Source organism: Streptomyces sp. NPDC041784 (genome assembly GCF_055591025.1).
This window is the reverse complement of sequence record NZ_JBVJAB010000002.1, coordinates 417,762-429,563: the sequence shown is the minus strand read 5'-3', so window position 1 is coordinate 429,563 and position 11,802 is coordinate 417,762. Positions and strand designations below refer to the sequence as shown.

Sequence of the window (11,802 nt, the reverse complement as noted above, 5' to 3'; positions counted from 1 at the left end):
GGGGGGGGGGGGGTCCACCTGTTGGGGAAAGAGGTGGGTCGGGGGGGGGGGGCCCGCGTTGGTGCCGGGGGGGGATCGGGGGTGGGGGCCGCCGTCCGGGGGGCCCCCCCCCGATGCCACGCCCCCTCACCCCGCCAACTCCTTCTCCACCGGCGTCCGGAACCTCGGCGTCACCCGTGTGTTCCCGAGCCACGCCCTCAGGCGTTCCGCCTCCGCCGCGATCGCCGTCCGCGCGTCGCGGCCGACCTCCGCACCGGGCAGGATCCGCCAGGCGATCCCGCCGTCGGGCCGCTGGGCCCAGCCGCCCACGACCCGGCCGTCCCACCACACCGTCGGCCCCACGTTGCCGCTGTAGTCGAACAGGGCCGGCCGCAGCTCCGGGGCCAGATACCAGTCGCGGCCCTGCCAGCCCATCGCCGTCGGATCGAGACCGGGCAGCAGCGCGGCCCACGGCTCCTCGGGGCCCGCCACCGGATCGACGTCCCCCTCGACGACGTACCCCGTGCCCTCGTCCAGCGACACCGCCCGCGCACCGATCGCCGCCAGCGCCCGCCGTACGTCCGTCACCCGCCAGCCCGTCCACCACTTCAGGTCCGCCTCGGTGGCCGGTCCGCACGCCGCGAGCCAGTGGCGCAGCAGCTCCGCCTGGGCCGTGGCCAGGGGCAGTTCGGGGTGCTCGGGCGCCAGGGCCCAGCGGAACTGGTTCGACGTCCAGGAACCCAGCGGCCGGCCCCGCACCACCTTCCCCTCCACCCCCAGCACCTTCAGCAGCCGGGTCGCGACGGTGTGGACCCCCTCGTACGGCTTCCCGGCGGCGTAGACGAACTGCTCCCGCAGCCGCGGCTCCTCCTTGGCCAGCTCGGCCGCCGTCGCCTGGCCCAGCCGGCCCAGCGCGGCCAGCGCCGACTCCTCGACCTCCTTCAGCCAGGCCGCGTCCGGCGCGCCGGCCTTCGCCATGTCCTTCAGCAGCGTGGCCCGCTCCCGGGCGGCGACGGTCAGGCCGGTCGAGGCGTGCACCACCGCCGTCAGCCCGGTGGGGAACGCGAAGACGGTGTGCCGCATGCCGTGCATCCGGACCAGCGTCCGGTCCCCGTACAACGCCCGGTCCGTCTCCGGTACGGTCCCCGCCGCGTCCGTCAGCCGTGCCCCCACCGCCAGGTACACCGTCGCCGGGTCGCTGCCGTGCAGCGCGACCAGCGCGTCCGCCACCTCCTCGGGCGTCCCGGCCCGCGCCGCTGGGGCCAGCCGGTGCCGCAGCGCCAGCCGCGCCCGCCGCTCCGCCACGCCGATGTACCGCACACCGTCACCCATACCGGCCGCCACCCTCCGTCACCCGTCCTCTATCCCCGGTCCCGGTCCCCGGGTCCCGAGACTCGATGCCCGGACCCGGACTCCGACCCACGGTCCCCGGTCCCGGTTCCCGATCCCCGGACCCGGACCTCGGTCCGCACCCGTACCTCTCCCCGATCCTCCCCGACACCACTGACAACGGCCCCGTCCGCCGAGCCGCCCGCGTCACCCGTTCGCCGACCCCGGCATGCGCACCGCCCCCGACCCCTCTTCACTGCGAACAGGAGGCGTGCGATGCAGAGACGACGAGGATGACCACCCCCGCCGACCGTGCCCGGCGTGGCCGGGACGCCCGCAGGCGGGTGCCCCGCTCCGGGCACGGACGCTGGCTGCCGTCCGTCGACCGGCCCGACCCCGTCGCCGTACTGGAACGCCAGGGACGGGACCGGCTGCCCGAACTGCTGCCCATCCGGTACGGCCGGATGACGTCGTCGCCGTTCGCCTTCCTGCGCGGCTCGGCCGCCGTGATGGCCGCAGACCTGGCCGCCCAGCCGCACAGCGGGCTGACCGTACAGCTGTGCGGCGACGCCCATCTGCTCAACTTCGGGCTCCACGCCTCCCCGGAACGGACCCTGCTCTTCGACCTCAACGACTTCGACGAGACCTTCCCCGGCCCCTTCGAGTGGGACGTCAAGCGGCTCGCCGTCTCCGTCGCCGTGGCCGCCCGCGCGAACGGTCACCCGGACACCAGGGTGCGCCGCGCCGCCCTGGAGGCCGTCGCCGCCTACCGCACCGCCGTGCGCCGCCTCGCCCGGCTCGGCGAACTGGCCGTCTGGTACGAGCGCATCGACACCGCGCACCTGCTGCCCCTCGCCCGCGCCGCCCACCGCCACCACCCGGAGGCGACCCTCACCCGCGCCCGCCGCCGCACCAGCCTCCAGGCGCTCGGCAAGCTGACGGAGGTCGTCGACGGACGGCACCGCATCATCCAGGACCCGCCGCTCCTCGAAGCCGCCGACGCCTCCGACAGCGCCGCCCTGCGCAAGATCTTCAGCGACTACCGCTCCACCCTCACCGGGGAACGCCGTCTCCTCCTCGACCGGTACCGCTTCGTCGACGCCGCCCGCAAGGTCGTCGGCGTCGGCAGCGTCGGCCTGCGCTGCTTCGTCGTCCTGCTCGCCGGACGCGACGCCGACGACCCCCTGTTCCTCCAGATGAAGGAGGCCCGCAGGTCCGTCCTGGAGGACCATCTGCCGGCCGGGCCGCACGCTCACCCCGGGCAGCGGGTCGTCGCCGGGCAGCGGCTGCTCCAGGCCGGCGCCGACATCTTCCTGGGCTGGACGACCGGGCCCCAGGGGCGCGCCTTCTACTGGCGGCAGCTGCCGGACACGAGGGCCTCGGCCGACGTCGCCGGCATGGACCCCGCCGACCTCCTCGTCTACGCCCGGCTGTGCGGCACCGCCCTGGCCCGCGCCCACGCCCGCTCCGGCGACCGCGTCGCCATCGCCGGCTACCTCGGCGGTGCCGACACCTTCGAACGCGCCGTCGCCGAGTTCGCCCTCGCCTACACCGACCAGAACGCCGCCGATCACGCGGCCCTGAGCGCGGCGGTCGTGGCCGGCGTCGTCACGGCCGCACCCGACGTCTGACCCGCCGGCCGGGCCGCACCTACCCCCACTTCAGCACCTACCCCCACTTCAGCACCTACCCCCACTTCAGCACCTACCCCCGCTCCAGCACCTACCCCCGCTCCAGCACCGCCCGCACGAACTCCCGCCGGTCGTCCGCGTGGTCGCGAAACCACGCGCCCAACCGGTGTTCCGCGTCGGGGAGTTCGAAGCGGGTGAACCGGGCCCGCGTGCCGAGCGCGTCCTGTACGGCCTCGGTCACCTCTCCCGGGATCACGGCGTCCGTCCCCGGCACCGCGAGCACCGCCCGGCCGGGATAGGTCCGCAGCACGTCGAGCGCCGACGCCTCCCGCCAGCTGCCGGGGCGCCGGATGATCGCGCTGAACTCCCCGTCCCCCGACCCGAACGGCACGTCCCATGCCGTGGCCGTGTACACCGCGGGCGCGCACAGTCCCAGGGAGGCCACCCGCTCCCCGTAGTGGGCCGCCAGGTCGGCCACGGTCTGCCCGCTCATGCTGAACCCGACCAGCACCAGCGGCCCCGGCGCGGGCGCGTACGCGTCGATCACGGACACCGCCTGCTCGAACCGCCGCCGCAGGCTCAACTCCCGCAGCGCGCCGGTGCTCTCGCCGTGCCCGGAGAAGTCGAAGGCGAGGGTGGCGCAGCCGTGCGCGGCGAACTCGCCCAGCAACGGCAGCAGTCGCTCCTTGCTGCCGGTGCCCGCGCCGTGCAGCACCACCGCGGTGGCCGTCCCCGGACCACCGCCGCGCGCCGCGCCCCGGACCCCGCTGAGTCGTTCACCGTCGTACACGTGCGTGAAGGGAGACAGGTCGCTCATCCCGACATTCACTCACGGAAAACGGGATGCACGGTGAGTGACGGTCTCCCTACCCTGAAGGGCATGGGCACCATCGTCATATCCGGGACCGTGGTCCTGGTCGTCCTGGGATTCGGAAACCCTCTCTACTGGCTCGCCGCCGTCGCCCTGCTCTACGTCTACGTGCGGTACGGGCGCGGTCCGTCCGTCACTCCCGGCTCCGGGCCGCCGGGCGCAGGCGCCGCGCCCACCTCGTACCAGGCCTACCGCGACCGTCGTGACCAACAGGCCAAGTGGGAGCGCCGCTACCGTCGCGAGCGCCCCCTGGAGTCCCGCCGCCAGGAGCGCGAGCGGAAGTAGGAGTGCGAGCGCAGGTAGCAGCGCGAGCGCAGGCAGGAGCCGACGGGGCCGACGGAGCCGACGGGTCTCACAGGCCCGGGGCACCCCACACCGGGAACCAGCGGCTCAGGTCCGGCTCGATGCGCAGGTCGTTCGCGAGGGCCGCCTTCACCTGGAGTTCGAGCGCGTTGTCGCGCCGCTGCCCCTGCTCGGGCAGCGGCGCGAACGGATAGAACGTGCCGCGCTTGTAGAGGTACACCAGCGCGAGCGGGCGGCCGTCGGGGTCGGTGAATCCGGCCAGGGAGCACAGCAGTTGCGGGCCGAAGCCGTTGACCTCCATCGCGCTGTTCACCGCGTGCAGATCGTTGACCAGCGACGACAGCTCGTCGGGGGCGCGGTGCGAGACCAGCCAGGAGTAGCCGTGCTCGTCGCGCACCAGCCGCACCGGGGGACCGGTGCGCTCGATGTCCGCGTCGAGGAGCGCCTGGACCTCGCGGTGCGTCTGCTCGAAGGCCGCGCCCTCCACGCTCGCGAAGCAGACGGCGCCCTGCCCGGTCGGGGTGAACCCGGCCGCCGCCTCCAGCGTCACCGCCGCCGAGGGCAGCGCGAACAGCTGGTCCAGATCGGGGGCGGCCGGTTTCGTCCGGCCGAGCAGGATGTCCAGCAGCCCCATGATCAGCCCGCCTTCCCGGGCCTGGCGGCCTCACCCAGTTCGGCGGAGATCCGCCCCAGCTGGTCGAGCCGCTGTTCCAGGCTCGGATGGGTGGAGAAGAGGTGGGCGAGGCCGGGCTCGGCGCCCAGCGCCGGGGTGAAGTAGAAGGCGTTGAAGGCCTGGGCCGTGCGCAGGTCCTTGGTCGGGATCCGGGCGATGTCCCCGGTCACCTTCGTCAGCGCCGAGGCCAGCGCCGAGGGCCGGCCGGTGAGCAGCGCGGCCGCCCGGTCCGCGGCCAGCTCCCGGTACCGGGACAGGGCCCGGATGAGCAGGAAGCTGATCGCGTACACGGCCGCCGACACGCCCATCACGGCGGCGAAGATCATCGCGGTGTTCTGGTCCCGGCGCCCGCCGCCGAACAGCTGCGAGTAGAAGGCGAACCGCACGATCAGCCCGGCGATCACTCCGAGGAAGGACGCGACCGTGATCACCGCGACGTCCTTGTGCGCCACGTGCGACATCTCGTGCGCGAGCACGCCCTCCAGCTCGGCCGGTTCCAGCCGCCGCAGCAGGCCGGTCGTCACACACACCACGGCGTTGTCGGGATTGCGCCCGGTCGCGAACGCGTTGGGCATGTCCATCTCCGACACGGCGACCACCGGCTTCGGCATGTCCGCGATCGCGCAGAGCCGGTCCACCACGGCGTGCAGATCGGGATACTCCTCCCGCTCGACGACCCGCCCGTGCATCGCGAACAGCGCGATCCGGTCGGAGAACCAGTACTGGGCACCCAGCATCCCCGCCGCGACCACGACGACCAGGACCCAGGACTTCAGCAACACGATCAACGCGGCGACGAAGGCCACGTAGAGCAGCCCCAGCAGGAACAACGTGACCGTCATCCGCACGGTCAGCTGCCGGTCGCTCCGGAATCGGCTGTGCATCTGCATCACCCCGCAGTCAGGCACTCGCCCCACTGCAAGTGTGCACCGCCCGACCCCCATGAACGGATCCCGAACGGGCCTAGGACCAGCAAAGGCCCCGAACGGGCGGAAACTCCCCGCAGGCCCCCCGCAGCCCCCGCAGGCCCCTCAGTCCCGCACCCCGGTCTCCCACAGCAGCCCGCGCAGCGCCCGGTCCTCGAAGAGGTGCCCCGCCCGTGTCAGCAGCCCGGTCACCTCGGGATCACCGCCGGGCACGGTCGCCGTCGGACGCCAGCCGCGCACGGACTGCGCGGCCCGGACACTCAGCCGTTCGTCCGGATCGTCCAGCAGCGCGACGGCGGCCCGCAGCCGCAGCACCCCGCCGCGCGCGTCGAGCAGCCGGAACGCGGCCGCCCGGACCGGCCGGGGCCGCTCGGGCCCGAGCCGTTCCAGCAGCGACTGCGCCGGCACCTGCTCCGCCGAGGGCAGCAGCGCGGCGGTGACCTCGCGGACCACACCGGGCGACGGATCGTCGAGCAACGGCCGCAGCCGCCGTACGTCCGTCAGGTCCAGGGTGCGCAGTCCGGCCACCGCCCGCGCCCGCACCGCCGCCACCGGATGCCCGAGCAGCGGCCACAGCAGCTCGGCGTCGCGCCGCTCCCCGCACTCCGCAAGGCCGAGCACCGCCCCCGGCACCAGCGAGGCATCGGCCGGGTCCGCGCACCGCTCCCGGTACCAGGCCCGCGGGTCGCCGCCGCACTGCCGTACGACGTACCGGGCGCAGGCCCGCACCAAGCCCGAGCGGTCGCCCAGGAACCCCACCGCCTCCTCGGGCCGGCCGGCCCGCCGCAGCGCGGTGACCCCGGCCGAGCGGACGCGCGGGCCGCGCGCGGTGAGCAGCGGTCCGAGTACGTCGTCCCAGGCGTCGTCGGCGGCCGCGGCCAGCGCGGCGTCCGCGCACAGGGACTGCACGACGGTGTCGGGGTCCCGGGCGGCGGCGCGGGTCAGCTCGGCGGGGGAGAGGAACCCCTCGTCGACGGCGAGACGGTAGGCGTACCGGCGTACGGCACGGTCGCCGTGCGCGTAGAGCGGCGCGAGGGCCCCGGGAGGGGCGGTGCGCAGCAGGGTGGTGGCCAGGCCGGTGGCGAAGTCGCCCCGGTCGCGGCGCCCGACGCGCAGGATCAGGGGCATGAGCCGTACGGCGGTCCCGGCGTCGAGCACCTCCGCCAGCCGGTGCCGGGCGGGCTCACGCACCTGCGGCGCCCAGTCGCCGCAGCGCACGACCAGCAGGGGCAGCAGCCCGGGGTACGCGGCGGCCCGCCCCACCGCCGCCCGTCGGATCCGGCCGTCCCGGTGGCACAGGGCGAGCGCGAGCTGCGCCTCGGTGAGCGGTCCGGACTCCTGCAGGAGCACTTTCAGCGCCCGTCCGCCCTCGGTCCGCTCCCAGGCCGGCTGCCACACGGGGTCGTCCGGATACCAGTCGCCCTGCCGTACCCCGGCGTCCAGCGCGGTCCACGCCCCGGCGTCGTCGAACGGCAGCACGTCCGCCGGCGACTCCCCCCGGGCGAGCCGTATCGCTGCCGCTTCCCCGTCCGCGATGTTCCAGACCATGCCCGTCCGTCCCCCGACCGCCTTGATGTGTTCGGCGATCGTAGAGTCCCGGACGGCTCCCGGTCGCTCGATATTCGCGTCGGACGGCGTCGCTTCAGGGCCCAGGACAGGGCCTGGGACAGGTCCTAGTAGGGCGCCCGGAAGCGGACGTACCCCAGCAGCACGATCACCGCCGCCACGCAGCCGAGGACGATCGCCGTCGACACCCAGGACGACCTGCGGGGCGCGACCGGCTCGGGGTCGCCCCGGAACGGCACCGGCTCCGGCGGGTTCTCCTTCCAGCGCGCGGCCAGCATCCGGGCCCGCGCCGAGGGCTCCTTGTGCTCGGCCCGGTCCGCCCACCGGAGGTCGAACTCGCGCTCCTCGTCGTCCTGTTGGGACATCCCCGTTCCCCCATCTCGAACACCGGTACCTGGGCACGATACGACGGCGCCCCCGCCCTGAGAAACAGGAACGGGGGCGCGGACGGCCGTGGCCGGGTCGATCACACGTCGAAGAAGTGAAGGGTCGTGTCTCTGACCTGCGGCCGTGTAAGTGACCAACGCTGCGACCTGCGACTTAGCTGTCGGTGGTTGTCAGAGTTAGTCGTCGTTGAGTGCCCTTCTACGGCCCCAAGACGGCCCAGCCCTCGGGTCCTCATGGTGAGTAGGCTGCCTCTTCGCCCGGCTGAGGTGGGTCGTCTGTGCTGCCCTCTCTTTGTGCTCTATCGAGAAGGAGCGGCATACGGCCGCACGTCTTTGGGTTGCTGTGCTCGGGCGCCTCTGACCGTTCAGTGACGAGACCCATGGGCGGCCGCCTGGAAAGGCTCACTCGTTGGTTTCACAAAGAGCAAATGCCACGACCCAGAATTGGGCTGCGACAAACCAAGTGTTTTCCCCGTAACCTTCGGGGTCGCTCACTGGGTGATTTGCCCATATGGCATACCCCGAAGCTGCCCCTGCGTTAATAGCGTCTTGGTCGGCCGCAGAGTATCCTCCGCCGATCAGGTGGGTGCCCGCCGGGCAGGTTGCATAGGAGATAGTGTCGGGTTTCCCTTGGACCGTCATCGAAGTCGAAGCGTTAGCTGCGGGGGCGGCTGCCAAACCGAAGACGGTGGAAATCAGCAGGGTGCCTACTGCAACGGCTCCGGCACGCGAACGCGCTGAACTCAGAGTCATGGCCTCAGTCCTTCCGATGAGAACTTCACCCTCCTGATCCAGCGTAGGCTTACTCGCCACCTCTTGCATGGTGGGCCGAATTGCAGCGGAACTTCCGGGGACCACACGGTGTGCACTCGCTCGCTCTCTGCCCCTAGTAGCGCCCCGCGGCTGTAATCTCGGCTTGTGCCGACGGCGTCTCACGCGCCATTCTTTGCGTGAAGTCGATGAGTGCCTGAACAGTCGGCCACCGGTGCTGTGATGGTTTATGTCGATAAGGTCAGGCGCGCTTTGCGAATGAGGTCGGCGGAGTCTTAATGACCGAGTCAAGCCCACCGTGCGGGTACAGTCTCCGCCCGGTTGAGCCTGCGATGGGCATGGCTACGCTCCCTGTATGACTGCCGTCGAACCGACTGACCCGAAGAGCGAACAAGAGAAGGGGCGTGTGCCCCTCTGGCTCGACCCTGACGACGTTCGGTGGCTCTCCCGCCACTGTTGCTGCCCCCCGGAGGCATCCGCGGAGGAGCACGACCGCTGCGGGCGTGTCCGCTTCCGGGCGAATGTGGCACTCCACAAACACGGCATCGAGCGCTGACGACAGGCGGGTGGCCCACCAGGTCGTAGTGGCGAGTCAGGCCGCTGTGGCTGCCCTTCCTGCCACCGACCCAGATACGTGCCATCCGCTCGGTCATGTGCGTCTCCTCGGCTCGGCAGCATGAGCGGTGGTCCGAGGAACACCCGCCGTCAGCTCCGTAAACAGCGATCAATTGCGCAGATCTCAATCAGCGGCCAGGCGTCCCGAAGAGCGGGGCGGCCACTCCACCGGAGCCACCGGGGGCAAGCGACTTTAGAGCCACACCCCACTCTTCCGGACCGCGGTTCCGGCTGCATGCCTTCCCCTACATCGGCACTCGCTCCATGAGCGCGTTTCAACCCGCCCATATCCGTACGTGGGCACGGGCTCTTGCCGACTCCGGGATGGCAGCGTCATATCAGCGGACGGTCTTCGCGAATGTCTCCGCTGTGTTCGCCGCCGCCGTGGACGACGGCATTCTGGTTCGGAACCCTTGCCGCGCGGGTTCCGTGCGGGCTCCCAAGCTGGATCGGCGGAAGCTCAAGCCGTGGACGCATGATCGGGTGGTCGCGGTCTGGGGCGGACTTCCGAGTCAGTACGCGCCGATCGCCGATGTCGGGGCCGGATGCGGCTTGCGGCAAGGCGAGATCTTCGGGCTCGCTGTCGACGAAGTCGACTTCGTCGGAGGAGCTGTCCACGTCGTGCGACAGGTCAAGCTGATCGGCCCGCAGATGGTGTTCGCCCCGCCCAAGGGCGGCAAATTGCGTGACGTCCCGCTGCCCGACGTGGTGTCGGACGCGCTTGCCGCCCACATCACCCGCCGGCCCCCCATCGACGTCACGTTGCCGTGGAAGACCCCGGACGGACCGCCGGTCACGGCCAAGCTGCTGTTCTACTCACGGGAGCGGAAAGCGCTGAACAGGAACTACTTCAACATGCACCTGTGGAAGCCCGCTCTGATCGCGGCCGGCGTCATCCCGGAACGGGTACCGGGGGAGCGGTTCGAGCAGTCGCGAGAGCACGGCATGCACGCCTTGCGGCACTACTACGCGTCGGTGCTGCTGGACTCGGGAGAGAGCATCAAGGCGTTGGCCGAGTACCTCGGTCACTCCGACCCGGGATTCACGCTCCGGACGTACACGCATCTCATGCCGAACAGCCAGGACCGTGCCCGCAAGGCCATCGACGCGGCATTCGGCGTGCAGGGTGCGCACGCCGATCCCGGCGAACCCGGTGCACCGGCCTGAGCGGCGGCCCGGCGTGAGCCCTCGACAGCCGCTCGCGGCGCGGGGCCCGAAACAGGCCGTCGGCCGTGCCCTTCCGGCGAGGAAGAACACGGCCGACGGCCCACACACGGCCCAGGAGAGCGGAAACCCGCTCTGACCTGGGGCGATATCACACGTCGAAGTAGAGCTCGAACTCGTGCGGGTGCGGACGCAGCTGGAGCGGGGCGATCTCGTTGGCGCGCTTGAAGTCGATCCACGTCTCGATCAGGTCGGACGTGAAGACGTCACCGGCGAGCAGGAACTCGTGGTCGCGCTCGAGCGAGTCGAGGACGGCCGGGAGCGAGGTCGGGACCTGCGCGACGTTCGCGTGCTCCTCGGGAGCCAGCTCGTAGAGGTCCTTGTCGATCGGCTCGGCCGGCTCGATCTTGTTCTTGATGCCGTCCAGGCCGGCGAGCAGCAGGGCCGAGAACGCCAGGTACGGGTTGCCGGAGGAGTCGGGCGCGCGGAACTCGACGCGCTTGGCCTTCGGGTTCGAACCCGTGATCGGGATACGCATGGCCGCGGAGCGGTTGCGCTGCGAGTACACCAGGTTGATCGGGGCCTCGAAGCCCGGGACCAGACGGTGGTACGAGTTCACCGTCGGGTTGGTGAAGGCCAGCAGCGACGGGGCGTGCTTGAGGATGCCGCCGATGTAGTAGCGGGCCATGTCCGACAGGCCCGCGTAGCCGGCCTCGTCGTAGAACAGCGGGGAGCCGCCGCTCCACAGCGACTGGTGGACGTGCATGCCCGAGCCGTTGTCGCCGAAGATCGGCTTCGGCATGAAGGTCGCGGTCTTGCCGTTGCGCCAGGCCACGTTCTTCACGATGTACTTGAAGAGCTGGAGGTCGTCGGCCGCGGCGAGCAGCGTGTTGAACTTGTAGTTGATCTCGGCCTGGCCGGCCGTGCCCACCTCGTGGTGCTGGCGCTCGACCTGGAGGCCGGAGGCGGCCAGCTCCAGGGAGATCTCGGCACGCAGGTCGGCGAAGTGGTCGACCGGCGGAGTCGGGAAGTAGCCGCCCTTGTAGCGGACCTTGTAGCCGCGGTTGTCCTCCAGCGCACCGGTGTTCCAGGCGCCGGCCTCGGAGTCGATGTGGTAGAAGGACTCGTTCTCCGAGGTCTTGAAGCGCACGCTGTCGAACACGTAGAACTCGGCCTCGGGACCGAAGTACGCGGTGTCGGCGATACCGGTCGACGCCAGGTACGCCTCCGCCTTCTTCGCCACGTTGCGCGGGTCACGGGAGTACTGCTCGCCCGTGATCGGGTCGTGGATGAAGAAGTTGATGTTGACCGTCTTGTCGCGGCGGAAGGGGTCCACGCGCGCGGTGGAGAGGTCGGCGCGCAGCGCCATGTCGGACTCGTGGATGGCCTGGAAGCCGCGGATCGACGAACCGTCGAACGCGAGCTCCTCGTCCGGGTCGAACGCCTCGACGGGCAGCGTGAAGTGCTGCATGACGCCCGGCAGGTCGCAGAAGCGGACGTCGATGAACTTGACGTCCTCGTCCGCGATGAACTTCTTGGCCTCGTCGGCGTTCTGGAACATCCAGCTCCTCCTACTCCCGGCCGTCGA

Annotated in this window: 10 protein-coding genes; 3 read left to right on the top strand and 7 right to left on the bottom strand. The window is 71.4% G+C overall.

The window, feature by feature from the left end; genetic code table 11:
• Positions 1–126: 126 nt before the first annotated feature.
• A complete protein-coding gene (locus tag ACZ6D7_RS05610) occupies positions 127–1,311 on the bottom strand; it encodes a winged helix DNA-binding domain-containing protein (protein ID WP_469483875.1) in 1,185 nt (394 codons plus the stop codon).
• A gap of 290 nt (positions 1,312–1,601) precedes the next feature.
• Between ACZ6D7_RS05610 and ACZ6D7_RS05605 the strand changes: the two genes are divergently transcribed.
• On the top strand, positions 1,602–2,939 hold the full coding sequence (locus ACZ6D7_RS05605) for a DUF2252 domain-containing protein (RefSeq protein ID WP_469483872.1): 1,338 nt from the start codon (positions 1,602–1,604) through the stop codon (positions 2,937–2,939).
• A gap of 91 nt (positions 2,940–3,030) precedes the next feature.
• Here ACZ6D7_RS05605 and ACZ6D7_RS05600 read toward each other — a convergent pair whose 3' ends face one another.
• Positions 3,031–3,756 carry an alpha/beta hydrolase gene (locus tag ACZ6D7_RS05600; RefSeq protein WP_469483870.1) on the bottom strand — a complete coding sequence of 242 codons (726 nt, stop codon included), beginning with the start codon at positions 3,754–3,756 and terminating at the stop codon, positions 3,031–3,033.
• Between the two features lie 63 nt (positions 3,757–3,819).
• On the opposite strand from ACZ6D7_RS05600, the gene ACZ6D7_RS05595 reads away from it, so the two are divergent.
• A complete protein-coding gene (locus ACZ6D7_RS05595) occupies positions 3,820–4,095 on the top strand; it encodes a hypothetical protein (RefSeq protein ID WP_469483867.1) in 276 nt (91 codons plus the stop codon).
• Between the two features lie 67 nt (positions 4,096–4,162).
• On the opposite strand, the gene pspAB is transcribed toward ACZ6D7_RS05595, so the two are convergent.
• From pspAB to ACZ6D7_RS05575, 4 genes are all read right to left on the bottom strand, one after another.
• Positions 4,163–4,747, bottom strand: a complete 585-nt coding sequence (gene pspAB, locus ACZ6D7_RS05590; RefSeq protein ID WP_469483863.1) for a PspA-associated protein PspAB — start codon at positions 4,745–4,747, stop codon at positions 4,163–4,165.
• 2 nt (positions 4,748–4,749) lie between these two features.
• Positions 4,750–5,670, bottom strand: coding sequence for a zinc metalloprotease HtpX (htpX, locus tag ACZ6D7_RS05585; protein ID WP_469483860.1), 921 nt, complete (start codon positions 5,668–5,670; stop codon positions 4,750–4,752).
• Positions 5,671–5,817: 147 nt separating this feature from the next.
• A complete protein-coding gene (locus ACZ6D7_RS05580; protein WP_469483858.1) occupies positions 5,818–7,260 on the bottom strand; it encodes a hypothetical protein in 1,443 nt (480 codons plus the stop codon).
• A 125-nt stretch (positions 7,261–7,385) separates the two neighbouring features.
• Complete coding sequence (locus tag ACZ6D7_RS05575) at positions 7,386–7,643, bottom strand: SCO2583/SCO2584 N-terminal domain-containing protein (RefSeq protein WP_469483852.1); 258 nt, start codon at positions 7,641–7,643, stop codon at positions 7,386–7,388.
• A 1,776-nt stretch (positions 7,644–9,419) separates the two neighbouring features.
• Between ACZ6D7_RS05575 and ACZ6D7_RS05570 the strand changes: the two genes are divergently transcribed.
• Positions 9,420–10,217 carry a tyrosine-type recombinase/integrase gene (locus tag ACZ6D7_RS05570; RefSeq protein ID WP_469483843.1) on the top strand — a complete coding sequence of 266 codons (798 nt, stop codon included), beginning with the start codon at positions 9,420–9,422 and terminating at the stop codon, positions 10,215–10,217.
• A gap of 148 nt (positions 10,218–10,365) precedes the next feature.
• On the opposite strand, the gene glnA is transcribed toward ACZ6D7_RS05570, so the two are convergent.
• Positions 10,366–11,775, bottom strand: a complete 1,410-nt coding sequence (gene glnA / locus ACZ6D7_RS05565; RefSeq protein WP_469483841.1) for a type I glutamate--ammonia ligase — start codon at positions 11,773–11,775, stop codon at positions 10,366–10,368.
• Positions 11,776–11,802: the final 27 nt, after the last annotated feature.